The 19,726-nt window shown below is 64.6% G+C and carries 17 protein-coding genes; 13 read left to right on the plus strand and 4 right to left on the minus strand.

The window, feature by feature from the left end; all coding sequences use genetic code 11:
* Positions 1 to 77: 77 nt before the first annotated feature.
* The gene (locus HK353_RS12795; RefSeq protein ID WP_173156661.1) at positions 78 to 866 is read left to right on the plus strand and encodes a fructosamine kinase family protein; all 789 of its coding nucleotides are present in this window, start codon (positions 78 to 80) and stop codon (positions 864 to 866) included.
* A 2-nt stretch (positions 867 to 868) separates the two neighbouring features.
* Here the strand turns inward: HK353_RS12795 and HK353_RS12800 are convergent, their stop codons facing one another.
* Positions 869 to 1,672 carry a DUF4352 domain-containing protein gene (locus HK353_RS12800; protein ID WP_173156663.1) on the minus strand — a complete coding sequence of 268 codons (804 nt, stop codon included), beginning with the start codon at positions 1,670 to 1,672 and terminating at the stop codon, positions 869 to 871.
* 159 nt (positions 1,673 to 1,831) lie between these two features.
* Between HK353_RS12800 and HK353_RS17490 the strand changes: the two genes are divergently transcribed.
* From HK353_RS17490 to HK353_RS12815, 3 genes are all read left to right on the plus strand, one after another.
* Complete coding sequence (locus HK353_RS17490; protein ID WP_342589919.1) at positions 1,832 to 3,253, plus strand: sensor histidine kinase; 1,422 nt, start codon at positions 1,832 to 1,834, stop codon at positions 3,251 to 3,253.
* A 68-nt stretch (positions 3,254 to 3,321) separates the two neighbouring features.
* Complete coding sequence (locus HK353_RS12810) at positions 3,322 to 3,987, plus strand: response regulator (protein WP_173156665.1); 666 nt, start codon at positions 3,322 to 3,324, stop codon at positions 3,985 to 3,987.
* A gap of 108 nt (positions 3,988 to 4,095) precedes the next feature.
* Positions 4,096 to 4,830, plus strand: coding sequence for a phosphatase PAP2 family protein (locus tag HK353_RS12815; protein ID WP_245395991.1), 735 nt, complete (start codon positions 4,096 to 4,098; stop codon positions 4,828 to 4,830).
* A gap of 6 nt (positions 4,831 to 4,836) precedes the next feature.
* Here the strand turns inward: HK353_RS12815 and HK353_RS12820 are convergent, their stop codons facing one another.
* On the minus strand, positions 4,837 to 6,693 hold the full coding sequence (locus HK353_RS12820; protein WP_342589920.1) for an acyl-CoA dehydrogenase: 1,857 nt from the start codon (positions 6,691 to 6,693) through the stop codon (positions 4,837 to 4,839).
* A 302-nt stretch (positions 6,694 to 6,995) separates the two neighbouring features.
* On the opposite strand from HK353_RS12820, the gene HK353_RS12825 reads away from it, so the two are divergent.
* The 4 genes from HK353_RS12825 (at position 6,996) to rraA (ending at position 10,570) form a co-directional block, all read left to right on the plus strand.
* Complete coding sequence (locus HK353_RS12825; RefSeq protein WP_173156667.1) at positions 6,996 to 8,306, plus strand: dicarboxylate/amino acid:cation symporter; 1,311 nt, start codon at positions 6,996 to 6,998, stop codon at positions 8,304 to 8,306.
* 211 nt (positions 8,307 to 8,517) lie between these two features.
* Positions 8,518 to 8,958: a hypothetical protein gene (locus HK353_RS12830; protein ID WP_173156669.1), complete on the plus strand. Its 441-nt coding sequence runs from the start codon at positions 8,518 to 8,520 to the stop codon at positions 8,956 to 8,958.
* 83 nt (positions 8,959 to 9,041) lie between these two features.
* Positions 9,042 to 10,064: a D-cysteine desulfhydrase family protein gene (locus tag HK353_RS12835; protein ID WP_173156671.1), complete on the plus strand. Its 1,023-nt coding sequence runs from the start codon at positions 9,042 to 9,044 to the stop codon at positions 10,062 to 10,064.
* A 38-nt stretch (positions 10,065 to 10,102) separates the two neighbouring features.
* Entirely contained in the window at positions 10,103 to 10,570 is a 468-nt protein-coding gene (gene rraA / locus HK353_RS12840; protein WP_173156673.1) for a ribonuclease E activity regulator RraA, read from the plus strand.
* Positions 10,571 to 10,582: 12 nt separating this feature from the next.
* On the opposite strand, the gene HK353_RS12845 is transcribed toward rraA, so the two are convergent.
* The gene (locus tag HK353_RS12845; RefSeq protein WP_173156675.1) at positions 10,583 to 11,092 is read right to left on the minus strand and encodes a hypothetical protein; all 510 of its coding nucleotides are present in this window, start codon (positions 11,090 to 11,092) and stop codon (positions 10,583 to 10,585) included.
* Positions 11,093 to 11,276: 184 nt separating this feature from the next.
* Between HK353_RS12845 and HK353_RS12850 the strand changes: the two genes are divergently transcribed.
* Positions 11,277 to 12,236, plus strand: a complete 960-nt coding sequence (locus HK353_RS12850; protein ID WP_173156677.1) for a VOC family protein — start codon at positions 11,277 to 11,279, stop codon at positions 12,234 to 12,236.
* A 94-nt stretch (positions 12,237 to 12,330) separates the two neighbouring features.
* Here HK353_RS12850 and HK353_RS12855 read toward each other — a convergent pair whose 3' ends face one another.
* Positions 12,331 to 14,481, minus strand: coding sequence for a heavy metal translocating P-type ATPase (locus HK353_RS12855; RefSeq protein WP_425350555.1), 2,151 nt, complete (start codon positions 14,479 to 14,481; stop codon positions 12,331 to 12,333).
* A gap of 178 nt (positions 14,482 to 14,659) precedes the next feature.
* On the opposite strand from HK353_RS12855, the gene HK353_RS12860 reads away from it, so the two are divergent.
* The 4 genes from HK353_RS12860 to HK353_RS12875 all read left to right on the plus strand — a co-directional run.
* Positions 14,660 to 15,721: a 2,3-butanediol dehydrogenase gene (locus tag HK353_RS12860; protein WP_173156681.1), complete on the plus strand. Its 1,062-nt coding sequence runs from the start codon at positions 14,660 to 14,662 to the stop codon at positions 15,719 to 15,721.
* A gap of 348 nt (positions 15,722 to 16,069) precedes the next feature.
* Complete coding sequence (locus tag HK353_RS12865) at positions 16,070 to 17,560, plus strand: GntP family permease (RefSeq protein WP_173156683.1); 1,491 nt, start codon at positions 16,070 to 16,072, stop codon at positions 17,558 to 17,560.
* Entirely contained in the window at positions 17,557 to 18,966 is a 1,410-nt protein-coding gene (locus tag HK353_RS12870; protein ID WP_245395993.1) for a four-carbon acid sugar kinase family protein, read from the plus strand. Before HK353_RS12865 ends, HK353_RS12870 begins: the two co-directional genes overlap by 4 nt.
* 65 nt (positions 18,967 to 19,031) lie before the next feature.
* On the plus strand, positions 19,032 to 19,726 hold a 695-nt coding region (locus HK353_RS12875; RefSeq protein WP_173156685.1), incomplete at its 3' end, for a PdxA family dehydrogenase.

Consider the following 19,726-nt stretch of genomic DNA (forward strand, 5'->3'; position numbering starts at 1 on the left):
GCCCCGCAGCGGACCCAGGTGACCCCCGTGACCGTGATCAGGCTGATAGCCGACGACCGGGCCACTACCCTGGGGCCATGACTGATTTCCTCAAACTGCGGAAGTCCGCCCCGGACGGCTTCTTCGCCGCCGAGGCCGCGGGGCTGAGATGGTTGGCCGAACCGGGTGTGGTCCCTGTCGTCGACGTCATCGAACATGGCGCGGATTTTCTGCAGCTGCGCCGTCTCGACGAGGTGGGTCCCTCCGCCGAGGCGGCCGCCGCCTTCGGTCGCGACCTGGCCCGGCTTCACGATGCGGGTGCTCCCGGTTTCGGTTGGTCACCGGCTCCGCTGTCGTTCTTCGGGCCCCTCGACAATCCCTTCGAGGTGCCCGCCGAGTCCGTCGGCGACTTCACTGACTATTGGGTCGAGCAGCGCCTGCGTCCTCTGATCTCGACGGTTGCCGGGGATCTCACGGGTGAGGATCGGGCTACGGTCGCCTCGGCGATCGATGCGATCGCGTCCGGAGTTTTCGCCGGGATCTGCGGCGAGGACGAGGAGGCCCCGGCACGCGTTCACGGAGATCTGTGGGCGGGAAATCTCATGTGGACGCCGGACGGGGTCACTCTCATCGATCCGGCCGCGCACGGCGGACACCGGTTGGAGGACCTGGCTTTGCTCGGCCTCTTCGGAACCGCGCATCTCGACGAGATCTATTCCGGCTACGAACAGATCCATCGGATGCCGGACGGTTGGCGGGATGACCTGCCGGCGCACAGCTTCTTCGCTCTGCTCGCTCATATCCGTCTGTTCGGGCGCGGTTTCCTCGAGCAGACGGTCAGAGCCGCCCGGTCGATCATCGCCCGGGCGGAACAGCTGCACCGGTGAGGTCACTTCAAGGAGATCTCCACCGGGTCGGAGAACACTCCGCCGGCGAAGGTCAGCTTGTTCGGGTCGGCGTCTTCGGGCACGTCGAAGACGAGGACACCCTCGGCGGTGTTTCCGGGGTTGATCTCTTCGAGGAAGAGGATGTTGTTCTCGGCCGCATAGATACCGGCTTCTGAGTCCGCAGAGTAGGTGTTGCCGGACTCATCACCGAGTTTGATGTCGTCTTCGAAGAAGAAGTTCGGATCCGATCCGGTGTTCTTCACCGACAGTTCGATCTGGACGAACTGTCCCTGTGCCTTGGCGTTGAGGAATTCGTCGCCGACCTGTGAGACACCATCCTCGACCTCTGCGACGGTGATCTCCCAGTCATCGGCGGCCACGGTGTCTCCGATACCGTACGAAACCTCCTCGGCGGGTTTGTCGGCGGCCTCCTTCTTCTTCATGGACTCCCCCGACTGCTGAGCGTCGGACGTGCCGCCCTCCGCACTGCCGGTGTCGTCTCCCCCGCCTCCGATCGCGCTGGCAACAGCCATGATGACGATGATGACGAGCAACCAGAACCACCAGCGCTTCAGCAGCGGCTTCTTCCGTTTCGGCGGTTTCTGGCCGTAGGGCTGCTGCGGGTAGCCGCCGGCTCCATAGGCAGGTGCGTTCGGTGCGGATGCCCACTGCTGGTGGTCGTAGTTCTGAGCTGGCTGCTGGGGGTGGGGGCTGTGAGGGGGCTGGTGCTGCGGGGACCATTGGTGCTGAGGCTGTGGTGACTGCGGCTGCTGCGGGGTGTTCTGGGGATTCCGCGAATGGGACATGACGCTCCTTCGAAGCTGGTTCTGGCTGACTGTTCCAGCTTCGTCCCGTCCGCACACCGGCGCGTCCGCAATCGGGCTGGACCGCTCCAGCCGATCGGTTGATCCCGACCAGCCGAGAGGTGGACTACGTGTGTCAGCGCCCGCAGTTACGATTCTCTTGTGTCAGTACAATCCGTTCCTCGCCGCAGAATCCCGCGCGGCGTGCGCATCGCCGCCAGCATCCTCGTCGGCGTCATTCTCTACCTCTTCGGGTTCTTCACCTCGTCGATGGCGGTGACGGCGAACGCCTGGGCCTTCTCCGACGGGGAACTCAACGACACCGGACTCGTCGCCGTCCTGCTGCTGTTCCTCGTGTGGGGGCTCGTCTTCCTCCGTCACCGATGGCCGTGGGTGCCCTTCGTCGCCGGTGGACTGCTCACCGCAGGTTGGGGAGATGCGCTGATGCTGCTCATTGCGATCTTCCACCTCGTCATCCGAGCACCCCGGCGGCAGGCGATCACCGCCTCGGCGGTGGGCACCGGACTGATCGCGTTCTCCACATTGAGGATGTGTCTGGCACCGGCTGAGCGCAATCCCTTCGGCATCTTCTTCCTGCCCGATCCGGCTCAGGTCACCGGACTCGAGGCGACCATCCCACCGGAGGATTCGCACCTGGCGATCAGAATCATCACGGTCGCCGCCGGTGTCATCGCACTGTGTACGGCGCTGGGAGTCGGTGCGCTTCTGCGTCGGACTCAAAGGATGAGAGCGGTCGAGTCGATCGCCGAGCGCGAGGCTCAGCGGAATGAGTCGCTCTCGGCCGAAATCGCGCGGCAGTCGGAACGAGAGCTCTTGGCACGCGAGCTTCACGACACGCTCTCCCACCGACTGTCGGTGATCTCTCTGCATACCGGTGCCCTTGAGGTCGGTGCACGCACCGACCCCGAGGTCGCTGCGACGGCGTCTGCTCTGCGGGAGGAGGCCCGTGCGTCCATGGAGGATCTGCGTCATCTGGTGGGTGGTGTGAGGAGCGGAGATCTGGCCGATCCGCGGCCGCGTCATGGCACTTCGTCGCCTCCGAGTCGTGCGACGATGTCAGCGATTCCCGAGCTCATCTCCTCTGTGGCCTCCACCGGTACGGTCATCCGCCCGCTCGTCGTCATCCAGGACGTGGACTCATGTCCGCCTGCGCTCGACCGTGCGGCCTATCGCATTGTTCAGGAGGCTCTGACCAACGCGATGAAACATGCACCGAACGTGCCCGTGACGGTGGACGTCGCCGTCTCGGCAGCTCGCGGAATCCAGATCTCGGTGAGCAATCCGCTGCCCAGCCCTCCAGGCCCAGTCGGTGTTCCGCCGCGCCCACGATATGCGCCGGGACCGGGACGAGAAGCCGGTGCCGGCGCGCCCGATCACGGACCGGGACCGGCCGGTCACCGCCGGGGTCCGCAGGACGCTCAGTTGGGATCGACCGGATCGGGATCCGGTCTGGTCGGCATCCGCGAGCGCACCGAGATGTTCGGCGGCGAAGCGTCGATCGGGGTGTTCGGCAATGAGTTCCGTGTGCAGGTGTGCTTTCGGTCCCTCTCACCCCGGACCTGAGGCGATGCGGAGCAGGGACTTCCGCGCCGCGCCGATCCGTGTCATGGGCCTCGGGTATTGTGACGTTCATGAACCAAGCCGCCCCGATCCGAGTCATGGTCGTCGATGACGATCCCATGGTCATCACCGGGATCAGGGGGATCCTCCAGGCCGCCGACGGCGTCGACGTCGTCGCCTCGGCGTTGAGCGGGGAAGAGTCCGTTGAGAAGGCGTCTCTGCATTTTCCCGATGTCGTGCTCATGGATATCCAGATGCCGGGAATCGGCGGGATCGAAGCCACTCAGCGTCTGCTCAACAGTGTACGACCGCCGAAGGTGGTGTCTCTGACGAGCATGAGCAGCGACGATCACCTCTTCAAGGCACTCGAGGCCGGAGCCGCCGGATACCTGCTCAAGGACATCGGCCCTGTGGAACTCGCCGCCGCGATCCGCAGGGTTCACGCCGGTGAGCCCATTCTCTCCCCGCAGTCGATGCGGCAGGTCATCTCCAAGGTCAGATCGAACTCAGACCATCGACTGCAGAGGGAGGCCGTTGAACTGCTGTCCGGACTCACAGACCGCGAGCGGCAGATCGCCGGGCTCGTGTCCGATGGTCTGTCCAATCAGGAGATCGCCGAGGAGACGTTCATGAGTCTGGCTACGGTCAAGACTCACCTCAACCGGATCAACGTCAAACTGGACACGAACAATCGCGTGCGCATCGCCACGATGGTCGTTCGCGCCCGCGGGCACTGATTCCGATAGATCGATCGGCGCGACTTTCAGAGAATCCTCGCGAGAATTCACCGTTTCTTTATCCCCCACAGCAGAAGTGATTGTCGACTCCGTCTAAAATCGACTCTGATGGTTGCTGAACCTTATGTCGAATCCGAAAAGCTGATCAGCAACCCCTCAGATCGCAGTCAGTGGACAGAACGAGCACAGGGGTTGCTGTCCTGGGCAACCTCAATCTGGGTCTTGGCGATCGCTTTCATCGCCGTCACATTCGCCGCGGCCGGCCCGCTGCGAGTCTGGGACTACAAGCTCAATCGACGGTGGCTCTTTCTCTTCGAACCCGATCTCGTCTGGTTCGTTCAGCACATCCTCGACCCCATCGCAGGCCAGGCAGTCTGTCTTCCCGTCTTGGCGATCACCGCGATCGTGCTGGCACGTAAACGTCGGTCCTGGCGACCGATCGTCTTCGCGATCGCTGTCGAAGCGGCCTTCTACCTCGGCATCGGTTCGCTCAAGGTCCTCCTCGCTCGACCGGCGACCACCCTGCACGACCCGCGGTTCTTCCAAGGCGGTCTCATCGATATCGGCGGCCGCGGAATCAGCTACCCGTCTGGGCACGCAGCCGAAGCCGTACTCATCTACGGAGCAGTCGCCTACCTCATTGCCACTTACGGCAAGGTCTCCACCAGAACCGTGCGCCTGCTGTGCTGGGGCGTCGCAGCGGTCAGCGTGAACTCCGTGGTCGTGTCCTTCGCCCTCGGCTGGCACTGGGCCACCGACCTCATCGGGGGTCTGCTGATCGGCGGATTCTTCCTGCGACTGCTCATCATCGCCGATCGGCGAATACCTGACCCCGGAGCCTGACGGCACTCACAGCCAGGAGTCGTCGAGGTCTGTGAATGTCGTCGCCCTGCTCGCAACGAGATCGAACCATGGTCCGGTCTGCGGCAGTTCGTGAGCAAAGAAATACCGGGCCGCGGCGATCTTTCCCCTGAGGAAAGCAGAGTCTCCACGTTCACCGACGGTCGCCTCGGCAGCCATTCCCTGCTGCAGCCACAGCCACGCCACGACCGTGTGTCCCACTGCTTCCAAATAGGTCCACGCATTGTCGAGGGCCACCGTTGGATCTCCGCTCGCCCAGACTGCGGCGGTGACGGATTCGATACGATCGACGGCTGACGTCAGCGCCGCGGTCTCAGCGGACCATTCGGAGCGGTCGGCCGCCTCGGCGAGGGTCTCCCGCATCTGCTCCAGCAGCACCTGCAGACCTGCCCCGCCTTTCATGATGACCTTACGTCCGAGCAGATCCTTGGCCTGGATGCCGTGCGTGCCCTCGTGGATCGGGTTGAGCCGATTGTCGCGGTAGAGCTGTTCGACATCGTGATCGCGGGTGTATCCCGCTCCGCCGAGCACCTGGATGGCGTGGTCGTTCGCTTTCAGGCACCACACGCTCGGCCAGGTCTTGACGATCGGGGTGAGCACATCGAGCAGCAGTGCCGCACGGTCACGCGCGGCCTCGGAATCAGCAGTTTCGGATTCGTCGAGCAGACGCGCGGCATAGAGGATGAGCCCGAGCCCGCCCTCGACGTAGCTCTTCGACGACAGCAGCATGCGCCGGACATCGGAGTGCTCCGCGATCGGGATCGGCTCACTATCGGATCCCTTCGCCCCGTCGGGACGACCCTGGCGGCGATCGCGAGCATAGCGGAGGGCATCGAGGTACCCGTGGTACCCCAGTCCGACCGCACCGGCTCCGACACCGATGCGAGCCTCGTTCATCATGTGGAACATACAGGCCAGACCCTTGCCCCGCTCCCCCACGAGGTAGCCCACAGCACCAGCGGAACCGGCCGGCGTGTGCGTGCCCTCACCGAAGTTGAGCAGAGTGTTCGTCGTTCCGCGCCACCCCATCTTGTGATTGAGTCCAGACAGAACGACATCATTGCGTTCACCGAGGCTGCCATCGTCGTTGACGAGGTACTTCGGGACGAGGAACAGACTCAGACCTTTGACCCCTGGCTGGTCACCCTCGGCACGAGCCAGGACGAGATGGACGATGTTCTCCGAGAGTTCGTGATCGCCGCCGGAGATCCACATCTTCGTGCCGTGGACGCGGAACGCATCGTCGCCGCCCTGGGGATCCGGAACCGCTTTCGTCGTGACATCTCCCAGGGAGGAGCCGACCTCGGGTTCGGACAGGCACATGGTGCCGAAGAACCGGCCGTCAAGCTCGGGCACAACGTACTTCTCGATCTGTTCCTCGGTGCCGTACTCGAGCAGCAGATTGGCGTTGCCCATGGTCAGCATCGGATAGCTCGCGGTACCGATATTGGCCGCCTGGAACCAGGCGAAGCAGGCCTTTGCGACCGAATGCGGCAGCTGAATGCCGCCGACGCTCTCATCCATCGTCGCCGACAGCAGGCCGATGCCGGCGAACTGGTCGAGCGCAGACTTGATCTCAGGAATCAGCGTCACCGCAGTGCCGTCGAACGTCGGCTCGTTGAGGTCGGACTTGCGTGCATGGGTCGCGAACCGCTCCTTGGCAAGCTCCTCGCTGGCTTCGAGCACGGAGTCGAAGACCTCACGCGAATGGTCGGAGAAGCGAGGTCGGTCGCAGAGTTCGTCGACCTTGAGCCAGTCATAGAGTTGGAACTCGATGTCCCTGGCGGAGAGGATGGATTCTGTCGCAGTCGTCAAGACGCCGTTGCCTTTGCTCTGTTCAGTCACGAGACCAAACTAGAGCTAAACGTTCGTTAAGTAAAGCGATTCGCCCTCTCACAGTGAAAAGGTTTAGCTATTGATCAGTTGCGGGGTCCGCCAAACGCTCCTCATCCCTGGGTTTCGGCCCCCGCGAGAGCTAAAATTCTCTTTACAATCTGCGTGGGGATGGGGCGAAGGATCATGACCGCAGCCCGGTACACGGATAGTCGCGTGCCGGGTTCTGCTGTGCCCCAGGTAGGATCGCCAGAGCCCTGATGCCACGCCGACCAGTCGGCGGAACAATGATGCTGATCTGAAAGGCAGAGCCTATGTCCTCCCCCACTGCCTCGCCTGCGCGGTCCTCCGACACGAAGACACAGCCGTCGGGATTCCTCCGGATCCTGCGCAACTACCGCTTCCCGCTCTTCATCCTGGCAGGAGTGGTCATCGGCGCGATCATCGGCCTCGTCTTCGGGGAACGTGCCACCGTCATCAAACCGTTCGGCACGCTGTTCATCAACATGATGTTCACTCTCGTCGTGCCGCTCGTGTTCTTCTCCATCGCCTCCGCGGTCGCGGGAATGTCCTCGGCCGCGCGACTGGGCAAGATCATGGGCAGCATGCTCGGAGTCTTCGCCGTCACCGGCATCATCGCCTCCATCGTCATGGTCGCCGCGCTGCGCATCTTCAACGCCACGGACGGCGTCCAGGTGGAGATGCAGGAGCCGGAGAACGTCGAGGACGTCGGGTCCATCGGCGACCAGCTCGTCCAGACCGTCGTAGTCGACGACTTCTCGAAGATCCTGTCCGCCGAGCACATGCTCGCCCTCATCGTCTTCGCCGTCATCGTCGGCTTCGCCACCAGCAGGATCGGCGACGCGGGCAAGCCGTTCGCCCAGTTCCTCAATTCCGGCACCGAGGTGTTCCTCAAGTTCACCTCGATCGTGATGTACTACGCCCCGATCGGCCTCGGTGCCTACTTCGCCGCTCTCATCGGTGACCTCGGCTCCCAGCTCGTCGGGGACTATGTTCGCGCTTTCCTCGTCTACTATCCGGTGGCGATCGCCTACTTCATCCTCGCGTTCACGTTCTACTCCTTCCTGGCCGGTGGCCGCCGAGGCGTCTCTCGGTTCTGGGGCAATATCCTCGAGCCCACGGCGATCTCTTTGGGCACATCCTCCTCGGTGGCGGCGATCCCGACGAACCTGCGTGCCGGAGAGAAGATCGGAGTCCCCCGTGACATCCGGGAGACGATCGTGCCGATCGGTGCCACGATCCACATGGAAGGCTCGAGCCTGTCCGCGATCCTCAAGATCGCCTTCCTCTTTGCCGTGTTCCAGCGCGACTTCTTCACCCTGGAGAACATCCTCATCGCCATCGCCGTGGCGCTGCTGGCCGGAATGGTCATGGCAGGAATCCCCTCAGGCGGCTTCATCGGCGAGCTCATGATCATCACCCTCTACGGCTTCCCGGCCGCGGCACTGCCGATCATCCAGATCATCGGAACCGTCATCGATCCCCCGGCCACCACCGTCAACTCCGTCGGCGATCAGGCGAGTTCGATGATGGTCGCCCGCATTCTCGACGGTAAGGACTGGATGGACAAGGCCGACGAGGATGATCACGATTCGGTTCCATAAGCCCAGTGAATCCGTCACACTCCCGAGCTCGTAGATTCGGACAAGGCTCCTTCTGGCCGAATGTCTCGGAGATGTCATAGGAACGCAATAGAACTTCCGCATTTGCGACTCAGCATCTCAGCTTCTGTTCAGTTTCGGGCAAAAGGCTCTCACCTGGGCTGACGATACTCGATTCCAGCAATGTTCCTGATCTGCAAGAGGAGAAGTCACCATGCCCGCCTTCATCAGCACTTACGCCGCTAAGTGGGGCGTCGCCGCATTATCCGGCCTCGCTTCCCTGGGTCTCGCAGTCGGTCCGGCAGCTGCCTCCGCCGATTCCGCGCCCGCATCCAGTGCCGCCCAGGCACCCCAGAGTTCGGGACACCCGAAGGGTGCTGTCAAGTACGCGGACAGACTGATCACCGCCTACGGCATCGGTGATGCCGTAGTCGTGGATCAGCTCGCCACGAAGAACGTCGTCGCTGCCCTCGCCGAGCACAACGACGGGCACGCCAAACGTTGGCATCGCACGTCAGCCGATTCCGGCAAGGGATACGCCTGGGTGTCCTACACGAACCTGGACACACATGAGGTCATGAATCTGACAGTGAGAAACGCGATCGCCGCGGACAAGGGCGGCGACGCCGTCCGTGAGGTCGAGTTCGTCGGCTGAGGACGACCTGATGACATCCCGTTGACCAGATTCTGGTCGGCGTCTTGTCAGCAGGGCTGACCAGCTCGATAGACTCGGGAACCATGGTCGCCCTGAATGAAGTCCCACGCCGTCGCTACACCGCGGGGCCGACGCCTCTCCTACATCTGCGGAGCCTGTCCGTCGAGCTCGGTGGACCGCAGATCTGGATCAAACGCGATGACCAGCTGGGACTGACTCAGGGCGGGAATAAGACGCGGAAACTCGAGTTCCTCATCGCCGACGCCCTGGATCAGGGCGCGGACACGCTCATCACCGTCGGCGGGGTGCAGTCCAACCACTGTCGGCTGACCTTGTCGGCTGCCCGCACCGAGGGCCTCGACTGTCACCTGATCGTCGAAGAGGATCTCGGACCCGACGGCACCTCCCTCGGCCCGGCAGGGTCGAACCCACCGCAGTACACGGGAAACTTCCTGCTCTTCGATCTTCTCGGCGCGGATTCGGTCACGGTGCTCGGCCACGGGGCCGACCTCCTCGGCGAGGCTGAGGTTCTGGCTGAGACGCTGCGCGGCGAGGGCAAGAAGCCTTACGTCATCCCGGTGGGCGGGTCGAATCCGGTCGGTGCGCTCGGCTACGTCGACTGTGCCGTTGAGATGCTCGACCAATTCGCCGAGGCGGGGCTGGATTCGCCCACGATCGTCACGCCCAGCGGTTCGGCCGGAATGCAGGCCGGACTCGTCGTCGGCCTCCACAGCGCGGGTAGCGATGTACCGGTCATCGGCATCAACGTCAGCCGGACACAGGCGGAGCAGGAACCGAAGATCGTCGACCTCGTCGACTCCACGGCGCACTTCCTCGACCTGCCCCCGGCCCCTCGCGCAGCCACAGTGGGACTCGGTGATTATGTCGGGACGGGATATGCTCTGCCGACCCCCGAGATGGTCGAGGCTGTGCGTCTCTTCGCCCGCACCGAGGGCATCGTCCTCGACCCGGTCTACACCGGCAAGGCAGCGGCCGGCCTCATCGACCTCATCAGATCCCGCCGTTTTTCCTCCGAGGACGCGGTCGTCTTCATCCACTCCGGCGGAGTCCCCGGACTCTACGCCCGTACCCAGGCGTTTGCCTGAGCACCACTCAGCTCCCACCACCAACGGAAGGCACACAGATGACAGTTTCGACAGCAGACCTGTGGGACGAACGCGGCGACGAGCTCTATTCGATTGCCCTGAACTTCGGCGACTTCGGAGCCAAAACGTCATTCTCCGGACCGGCCCGCACCATCCGCTGCTTCCAGGACAACGGACTGGTCAAGCAGACCCTCAACCAGCCCGGCGACGGCGCCGTGCTCGTCATCGACGGTGACGGATCGATCGCCACCGCCCTCATGGGTGACATGATCGCCGAGGCAGGAGTTCGAAACGGCTGGAACGGTGTCGTCATCAACGGTGCTATCCGCGACCGTGAGGCGCTGGCCGAGATGGGGTTCGGCATTAAGGCTCTGGCCAGCAACCCGCGCAAGAGCGCGAAGGACGGTGCCGGTGAGATCGACGTGACTGTGGAGATCGGCGGCGCGACGATCCGCCCAGGAGCGATGGTCTTCGCCGACGCCGATGGTGTCGCCATCGAAAAATAGAGCAGCCGCGGCTCAGCGATGAATGGTGTCGAAGCTCTGTTCGGCTGAGTCCCAGATGTCGGCAACGTCGATCTGACCGTCAGCGGTGAGATCCTCGACGGTCGAACGGTCGTAGAGGTATCTCCATTCCCCCGCCGCGACGTCTCCCGTGACCACGAGGATGTCGTAGTCGAAGGCCGCCTGTGAGGTCGCCTGGACGATAAACGCCGTGGCTTCCAAGTCCTTGGCCCTGCTCTCATCGGAGGCGAACTCGACATGGAGGCGTTCGGGTTCGGCCTCCCGGTTGAAGTCGGGGTTCGTCTCGGACTCGAGACTCACCTCGACACCGTCCAAGGACTGCGCCACATAATCCGAGAGCTCATCAAGGGAATCGAAGCCCTGCTCCACGACGACCAGAGTCGCCGTCGGAGTCGTTTCGGGTTCCGCCGATGAGCCAGAATCGGAGCCGCAGCCGCTGAGGGCGATGAGTGCGGCGGTCAGGAGCCCGGCGAGAGCCGGGGCGGACTTCGAATCGAACCTCATGGCACCAGCCTATCGACGAGAGTGCGCTGGTGCCGCATCGAGTCAGTCACTCAGAGCGTGGGGCTTCAATGGGATCGGGTTCCCTTCGGCGCGGATCGGGAATAGGACCATCAGCCTCTTGGTTGAATTTTCAACTAGATCGATCTAGACTGGACCCAACAGCCCATCCGCTCAGGAGAACAGCATGACCACCACCCCCATCCAGGCACCAACTTCCACCGCCCCGCAGACACCCGCCGTCGATGAGAAACGACTCACCGCGGCCACCGGAATGGACGCGGTGACCCTGCGCGTCGGCGACCTCGAGAAGATGTCGAACTACTACTCGAACGCTCTGGCGATGGAACCACTCGAAGAGACCGCCCGCGATGGCGAAGCCCACCGCGTGCTCGGCCGCGGCACCACTCCCCTGGTCAAGCTCGTGGCCACCCCGGGCCTGCCCGGAGTCGACGCCAAACAGGCCGGCCTGTTCCACACCGCCTTCCTGTTCGACACCAAGGAAGCCTTGGCCGCCACGGTCGCCCACGCAGCGCAGAACACCAACAGCACCTTCGTCGGCTCCAGCGATCACCTTGTCAGCCAGGCGTTCTACTTCACCGATCCCGAAGGCAACGGCATCGAGCTCTACGTCGACCGCGCCCGTTCGGAATGGACTCACTCGCTCGACGGTGAGGTCCAGATGGACACGCTCTACCTTGACCCGAACCGCTTCCTCGAACGCCACCTGAATCAAGACGTCCTCGCGAACACTGCCGCCGAACCCGGCATCGTCGGCCACGTCCATCTGCAGGTCGGCAACATCCCTCAGGCTCGCGAGTTCTACGTCGATGCCCTCGGCTTCGAGCCGTCGCTGTCAACAATACCCGGAGTCCTCTTCGCGGCGGCGGGCGGATACCACCACCACGTCGCCATGAACACCTGGAACAGCCGCGGCGCCGGTCCTCGCGCGGCCAGCCTCGGCCTCGGGGACGTCGCGATCACCGTTCCCGGGCGCGAGGACCTCGACGCGCTCGTCGCTCGCCTGCGCACGCACAACCTCGAGTTCGCTGACGACGGACGCTCCGTGCGCGTCGTCGACCCGTGGGGCACGCAGGTGACCCTGGCCACCGGAACCAGCTCCATCGGCGAGACCCTGGCGCGCTGACGACCTGCCGGTGCGAGAATATCTCCACCGGATAGAACGCGCTGAGGCGGGTGATGCTCAATGGCATCACCCGCCTCAATCGTCTGCGTTGAGATCAGCTCGTGGAGTGCACTCGCTCGACAGCCGCCTGCGGATGCAGGTCGAGTCGACGCAGCAGCTGAGCGTTGAGGGCGACGACGATCGTCGAGATCGACATCAGGATCGCACCCACGCTCATCGGCAGCACGAATCCGACAGGAGCGAGCACTCCTGCCGCCAGCGGCACCGACAGCAGGTTGTACCCGGCCGCCCACCACAGGTTCTGCTTCATCTTCCGGTAGGTCGCCCGAGAGAGTTCGACAATCGAGAGCACGGACCGCGGATCGTCGGAAGCGAGGATGACTCCGGCAGAGCCGATGGCCACATCGGTTCCGGCCCCGATGGCGATGCCGACATCGGCCTGCGCGAGCGCTGGAGCGTCATTGACACCGTCACCGACCATCGCCACACGACGCCGCTCCCCCTGCAGCTCGGAGACCTTCGCCGCCTTGTCGGCGGGATGAACGCCGGCAAAGACACGGTCGATGCCGAGCTCGGAGGCCACAGACTGCGCGACCGCCTCGGCGTCTCCGGTGATCATCACGACCTGTGCACCGATGGCGTGGAGAGCATCGACGGCATCGCGAGACTCCGGCCGGATCTCATCGGCCAACCGCAGGGCACCGACAGCAGATCCGTCGACGAGCACGTGGAGGATGATGGCACCTTCGGCGCGCCAGGCCTCCGCAGACTTCGCCTCGGGGGCATCGTGCGCCTCGAGCAGTCTGGGACCACCGACCTCGACCGTCTGGCCCGCGATGACAGCCTTGACCCCCACCGCAGGTGACGACGAGAAGTCGGAGGCTCTCGGCACGTCGACCCCCCGTTCAGCCGCAGCCGTGACGATGGCGGCGGCCAACGGGTGCTCGCTGTCGGCTTCGGCCGCAGCCGCCAGGCCGAGCACTTCGCTCTCGGTCCGCGTGGCCCCGGCGCCCTCGACGACTTCGATGGCGGTGACCGTCGGCTGACCCTTCGTCAGGGTGCCGGTCTTATCGAAGAGCACGGAATCGACCGTGCGCATCGTCTCGAGCGCGAGCCGGTCCTTGACGAGGACGCCGGCACGGGCGGCACGTTCGGTGGCGATCGACACGACCAGCGGAATGGCCAGACCCAAGGCGTGAGGACAGGCGATGACGAGCACGGTGATCGTGCGCACGACCGCCGAATCCGGCATGCCGATGAGCGACCAGACGACCGCGGTGATCACGGCAGCGCCGAGAGCGAACCAGAACAGCCAGGCCGAGGCTCGATCGGCGATGCGCTGGGCTCGCGATGACGAGCTCTGAGCGTCGGAGACCAGCTTCTGGATACCGGCCAGCGTTGTGTCGTCACCGATCGCGGTGATCTCGACCCGAAGCCCGGAATCGGCGGCGACGGTGCCGGCCACAACCGAGTCGCCTTCGCCGCGTCGGACCGTCGCGGATTCTCCGGTGACCATGGATTCGTCCATATGGGCCGAACCGTCGATGATCCGTCCGTCGGCGGGCACCGAGGCACCGGGTCGAACGAGGACGATGTCCCCGACGACGAGGTCGGACGGAGCGACGCTCACCGTCTCCCCATCGATGATCTTCTCGGCCTCATCCGGCAGCAGCGCGGCGAGACTGTCCAGCGCCGAGGTGGTCAGTGCCAGTGAGCGCATCTCCATCCAGTGACCGGCGAGCATGATCACGACCAGCAGAGCCAGCTCCCACCAGAAGTCGAGCTGCGGGTCGAGCAGACCCAGCGACGATCCCCAAGACGAAACGAAGGCGACCGTGATCGCCAAAGCGATGAGCAGCATCATGCCCGGGCTGCGCCCCTTGATCTCGTCGAGTCCGCCGGTCAGAAACGGCTTTCCGCCCCACACGTACATGACGGTGCCCAGGATCGGCGAGAGCCATCTGAGCGCACCGAGGATGCCGGTCTCGGGAACCTCGTATCCGACGAGGTGGCCGAACATCGGACTGAATGCGACGACGGGCACGGAGATGACGAGCATGATCCAGAACAGCCTCCGGAACTGCGCGACGTGATCGCCATGGCCGGCATGACTCGCGTGGCCCGAATGGCCGGAGTGGCTCTCGTGACCGGAGTGGTCGCCAGGACCACTGTGGTCATGGCGAGCGTGATCGGAGTGGGCCATGGTCTCAGTGTGCGCGGAATGGCCTGTCTCAGCAGACTGCATTCCGTCATGACGATGATTCTGCGGCTTGTCCATACCCACAATCTATACCCCTCGGGGGTATAAATCAATGGTGATGCCCCTCACATGCAATCGCCTGCAACCCTGGCTCTCACGTCGCAAGCGCTCTAGAGTCGAAGAACACCGAATGGCACGGATACGCCCCACGAAAGGACTCATCATGAGGGCAGCACGATTCCACGCTCGCAAAGACATCCGAATCGAAGACATCCCAGAACCCGAACTGCGGCCAGGCACAGTCGCCATCGACGTCGCCTGGTGCGGGATCTGCGGAACCGATCTCCACGAATATCTGGAGGGGCCGATCTTCGTCCCACCGGCGGGCCACCCGCATCCGATCTCCGGCGAATCAGCCCCAGTGACCATGGGGCACGAGTTCTCCGGCACGATCACCCACCTCGGCGAAGGCGTCACCGACCTGAACGTCGGCCAGAACGTCGTCGTGGAGCCCTACATCATTGCCGAAGACGTCGACACCGGCCCCGGCCAGAGCTATCAGCTGTCGAAGGACATGAACTTCATCGGCCTCGGCGGCCATGGCGGCGGACTGGCGGAGAAGATCGTCGTGCAGCGTCGCTGGGTGCACCCGATCGGCGATATTCCGCTCGATCAGGCTGCGTTGATCGAACCATTGTCAGTCGCCCACCACGCAGTCGTTCGCTCGGACGCCGCATCCGGCCAGACCGCCATCGTCGGCGGCGCAGGACCCATCGGCCTTCTGACTGCCGCCGTCCTCAAAGCCAAAGGACTGACCGTCTACATCTCCGAGCTCTCCGAGGCGCGCAAGCAGATGGCACTCTCAACAGGCATCGCCGACGAGGTCTTCGACCCGCGTGAGTCCGACGTCGCCGAAACCGTCCGCGAGTGCACGGGCGGACGTGGAGCCGACGTGGGATTCGAATGCTCGTCCGTCCCCGCGGTTCTCGACATGCTCCTCGACGCCGTCCGTCCCGGCGGAGTCATCGTCAACGTGTCCATCTGGGGGCACAAGCCCGAGGTCGATATGCCGAAGCTGGTCCTCAAGGAGATCGACCTGCGTGGAACCATCGGCTACTCCGGCGACCACCCGGAGACGATCAGACTGGCCGCCGGCGGCACCATCGATCTTTCAGCTTTCATCACCGCACGCATCGGCCTGGACGAGCTCATCACGGGCGGCTTCGACGAACTCATCAGCAACAACGAGCACCACGTGAAGATCATCGTCGACCCACGCGCCTGAGCCACCAGGAACCTCCTCGATACCCTCTAAACGAGCACTACGCAGATTCGAGGGAGCAGATTGTAGATTCAGTCCGCTGAAATCAACATTCCGCTCCCTCGAATTTCTGCATTCACGCACGCGCCTCCGCACTCGCACGCTTGACTCCGCATTCACGCACCCTCTCCGCGGGAGGAACGCACCCGCGCTCGACATTGCATCAACGTGCAGTTATGACTCATACTTGCTCATGCTGTTCAACTTCGCTTCTGATCGTCGACTGCCCTCGGGCATCGCAGGTCGTGGCGAAGTCAATGAGAACCACACACCCTGGCTCGCCCGCGAGCCGGCCTCACCGCGGAGGACCCCATGGACCTGCAACTCATACTGGCGTTGGCCGCCGGCATCGCGACGATCGTCGTCATCGTGCTCGCGACCCGACTCGACGCCTTCATCGCCCTGCTTCTGGCGGCCGTCGTCACCGGCATCGTCGCCGGTCAGGATCTGCTCTCGATCATCGACTCGATCACCACCGGCTTCGGCGACACCCTAGCCAGCATCGGCATCGTCATCGGCCTCGGCGTCGGCATCGGCAAGATCCTCGAAGTCTCCGGAGCCGCCGACTCCCTCGCCCGCGCCTTCCTCCGTGCCTTCGGCAAGGGCCGCGAGCCGTGGGCGATGGGAACCGTCGGCTCGCTCGTGTCCATCCCCGTCTTCTGCGACTCCGGCTACGTGATCATGAATCCGCTGGCTCGTTCGATCGCCCGCGTGAAGAAGGGCGGCTACGTCACCCTCGCGCTGGCTCTGGGCTGCGGTATGACCCTGACTCATCACATGGTGCCGCCGACGCCGGGCCCTTTGGCTGCCACCGGCATCCTCGGTGCCGACATCGGATCGGTCATCCTCGCCGGCATCGTCTTCACCGTGATCCTCCTGCCCGTGGTCGTCGTCTATGCGCGCTGGATCGGGCCGAAGCTCGAACCCGTGCTCAACAGCAAGGTGAGGCACGACGTCTACTCCGAGGTCTCGGCCGCCTCGGCGGAGGGCACCGACGAAGGATCATCCAGGGTATCCACCCTCACGGGCGACCATGAGCACTCCGGCGACAGCTCCACCGACTCCGCGACGTCGCAGGACGCGGCCGGCTCCGCCCCGGGCACCGGCAAGAAGCCCGGCGCCTTCCTCGGCTTCCTTCCGCTCATCGTCCCGCTCCTGCTCATCGTGGCCAACACGGTCGGCACCGCAATCGACAAGAGCGCACAGGGAGAGCTCGCCGGCGACGCGTATGAACCCTCCGCCTGGGTCGCTCCGCTGGCATTCTTCGGCAACCCGGTCGTCGCCCTGATCATCGGCCTCATCCTCGCCGTCTACACGCTGCTGCCCCGCGTGACCCCACGCAATCAGGTGCAGAGCTGGCTGGCCGACGGTGCCGCCTCGGCCGGTCTCATCCTCCTCATCACCGGCGCCGGCGGCAGCTTCGGACTGGTCCTGCGCGAATCTGGTGTCGGTGACGCCCTCGCCGAGGCGATCGCCTCGATCAGCCTGCCCGCGCTTCTCGTCCCATTCCTCATCGCCTCCTTCGTCCGCCTGGCTCAGGGATCGGGTACGGTCGCGATGATCACCGCTGCCTCGGTGACGGCTCCGCTCATCGCCCCGCTGGGACTCGATCCGCTCGTGGCCGTCATGGCCTGCACCGCCGGTTCGATGGTCTTCTCCTACTTCAACGACTCCTACTTCTGGGTCGTCACCCGATTCGCCGGACTGGACGGCATCAACGCCATCAAGGGCTGGTCGGGAATCACCACTGCCGTGTGGATCTGTTCCCTTCCGCTGCTGTTCGTGCTCGACTTGATCGTATGAGCACCTCCCACATGCCGGACGCCGGCACGACGGCAGCGTCCCCCTCGGCGCAGGCGAGCCCGCGCATCCTCATCGTCGCCGACGACCTCACCGGCGGCAACGCCTGCGGTGCCCTGTTCGCCGAGGCGGGACTGCGAACGATCACCGTCACCGGCACCAGCCCAGCCGGCAGCGTCGACCTCGGAGGTCTGCTCGATGACTTCGATGCGGTCGTCGTCAACACCGACTCCCGCCACCTGCCGCCGCAGCAGGCCGGCATGGTCTACTCAGAACTCATCGAGTCCGCCGGTGCCGTCGACCTCGTGGCCTGCCGCATCGACACCACTCTGCGCGGCAACGTCGGGCCAGCTGCAGCAGCCGCCATCTCGGCGCGCAGGCGTGCGCTGACCGCGTCCGACGGTCCGCAGTGCCGCGTCCTGGGACTGTGCATGCCGGCCTTCCCTGCCGCCGGCAGAACCACCGTGCAGGGGCGGCAGCTGCTGGGCGGGCGTCTGCTCGAACACACCGAGCTCGCCTACGATGTCCGCTCCCCCATGCACACCTCCGTCATCGAGGAGATCCTCGCCGCCGGCACGGATCTCGACTGTCACGTCATCGCTATCGCGACCGTCCTGGCCGGCCGTGAGGCCGTGGCCACCGCCGTGCTCGACGCCATCGGGGAAGGGGCCGACGTGCTCATCGCCGATGCCCTGACCACCGACCATATCGAACTCGTCGGTTCCGTCATCGCTGAGATCAGCCACGACCTCGCCGAGGCGGCCACTCCGGAGATCCGCAACCGCGCAGGTCTGGCCGACGGTGAGCTGTTGGACTGGGTGACCATCGATCCCGGACCCGGCAGCCTCGCCCTGGCCCAGTCACGGCTGCCTGCTCGTGCCGAGGGCATCCTGCTCGGCATCTCGGGCTCGGCCACCGAGGTCACCCGCTCTCAGCTCGCGGCCGTAGCCGAGGACCCCACGGTCACGGTCCTCCGTGCACCCGTGGACGACGCGGGCCTGCCCGATGTCGAGGCCACACTGGGCCTCATCGATCGGGCCGCCTCGGCGCGGGCGATCGTCATCGCCACCGTCCTCGAGTCCAGCGATCTGCGCGAACTCACCGATGCCGAATCCGAGCAGACGACACGGCGATTGGCACTGATCGCCTCAACGGTCATCTCCACCATCCCGATCTCCGGCCTCTACACGACCGGCGGAGACGTCACCGCCATGGTGGTGCGCGAGCTCGGCGCGATGGGGATGGAGATCGACAAGGAGATCGTGCCCCTGGCCGTCGGCGGCCGCCTCGTCGGCGGGCGCGCCGACGGACTGCCGATCGTCACCAAGGGCGGTCTCATCGGCAACGCCGGCACTGCCGTCGAATGTCTCGAATTCCTGTCGACCACCGCCCGCGTCAGACGAAACTGAATCGTGCACGACGAACCTTGCACCCCCATCGACCGACAAGATCCGAACCATTCGAGGAGACAGCAATGACAGCACCAGCACTCGCCGTGACCGTGGGCGATCCCGTCGGAATCGGACCGGAGATCACCGCCACCGTGCTCGCGGAGTTCGCGGGCAGAGACGATCAGCACGGGATCGCCGTCGCGGATCTGGCCGTGATGAGACGTGCCGTCGACGTCCTCGGACTCGATGTCGAGCTGCGCGCCATCTCCGACTGGTCGACCCCGTCGGCCGGCGAAGGCGTCATCGACGTCTTCGACATCGGCGTGCTCGACGATGACCTTCCCGAGTGGGGCGTCGTCGACGCGCGCGCCGGCAGGGCTTCGGTGGCCGCGATCGAGATCGCCACCGAGGCGGCCATGGCTCAGCAGGTCGCCGGCATCGTCACCGGCCCCATCAACAAGGAAGCCGTGTGGAAGTCCGGATCGCAGCACCTCGGGCACACCGAGATGCTCGGTGAGCTGACCGGAGTGACGAAGCAGGACACGATGTTCGTCGTCGAGAACACGAAGGTCCCCGACCACAAACTCCAGATCTTCTTCGCCACCCGCCACATGTCCCTGCGCAAGGCCATCGACGCCCTCACCGTCGAGACCCAAATCGACTCGATCGAACGCGCCCATCGTGCCCTGCAGCTCTACGGCGTCTCCTCGCCGAGGCTGGCCGTCGCCGCGCTCAACCCGCACGGTGGTGAGAACGGCGCCTTCGGCGACGAGGAGAT

Origin of the sequence: Brevibacterium permense (assembly GCF_013280495.1) — a bacterium.
Classification (GTDB): domain Bacteria; phylum Actinomycetota; class Actinomycetes; order Actinomycetales; family Brevibacteriaceae; genus Brevibacterium; species Brevibacterium permense.

Coding starts and splice junctions, on each gene's coding strand:
- HK353_RS12825 (WP_173156667.1), top strand. CDS start 6,996: ATGTCCTCCCCCACTGCCTCGCCTGCGCGGTCCTCCGACACGAAGACA.
- HK353_RS12870 (WP_245395993.1), top strand. CDS start 17,557: ATGAGCACCTCCCACATGCCGGACGCCGGCACGACGGCAGCGTCCCCC.
- rraA (WP_173156673.1), top strand. CDS start 10,103: ATGACAGTTTCGACAGCAGACCTGTGGGACGAACGCGGCGACGAGCTC.
- HK353_RS12810 (WP_173156665.1), top strand. CDS start 3,322: ATGAACCAAGCCGCCCCGATCCGAGTCATGGTCGTCGATGACGATCCC.
- HK353_RS12800 (WP_173156663.1), bottom strand. CDS start 1,672: ATGTCCCATTCGCGGAATCCCCAGAACACCCCGCAGCAGCCGCAGTCA.
- HK353_RS12830 (WP_173156669.1), top strand. CDS start 8,518: ATGCCCGCCTTCATCAGCACTTACGCCGCTAAGTGGGGCGTCGCCGCA.
- HK353_RS12845 (WP_173156675.1), bottom strand. CDS start 11,092: ATGAGGTTCGATTCGAAGTCCGCCCCGGCTCTCGCCGGGCTCCTGACC.
- HK353_RS12860 (WP_173156681.1), top strand. CDS start 14,660: ATGAGGGCAGCACGATTCCACGCTCGCAAAGACATCCGAATCGAAGAC.
- HK353_RS12795 (WP_173156661.1), top strand. CDS start 78: ATGACTGATTTCCTCAAACTGCGGAAGTCCGCCCCGGACGGCTTCTTC.
- HK353_RS12865 (WP_173156683.1), top strand. CDS start 16,070: ATGGACCTGCAACTCATACTGGCGTTGGCCGCCGGCATCGCGACGATC.
- HK353_RS12850 (WP_173156677.1), top strand. CDS start 11,277: ATGACCACCACCCCCATCCAGGCACCAACTTCCACCGCCCCGCAGACA.
- HK353_RS12835 (WP_173156671.1), top strand. CDS start 9,042: ATGGTCGCCCTGAATGAAGTCCCACGCCGTCGCTACACCGCGGGGCCG.
- HK353_RS12815 (WP_245395991.1), top strand. CDS start 4,096: ATGGTTGCTGAACCTTATGTCGAATCCGAAAAGCTGATCAGCAACCCC.
- HK353_RS12855 (WP_425350555.1), bottom strand. CDS start 14,481: ATGCAGTCTGCTGAGACAGGCCATTCCGCGCACACTGAGACCATGGCC.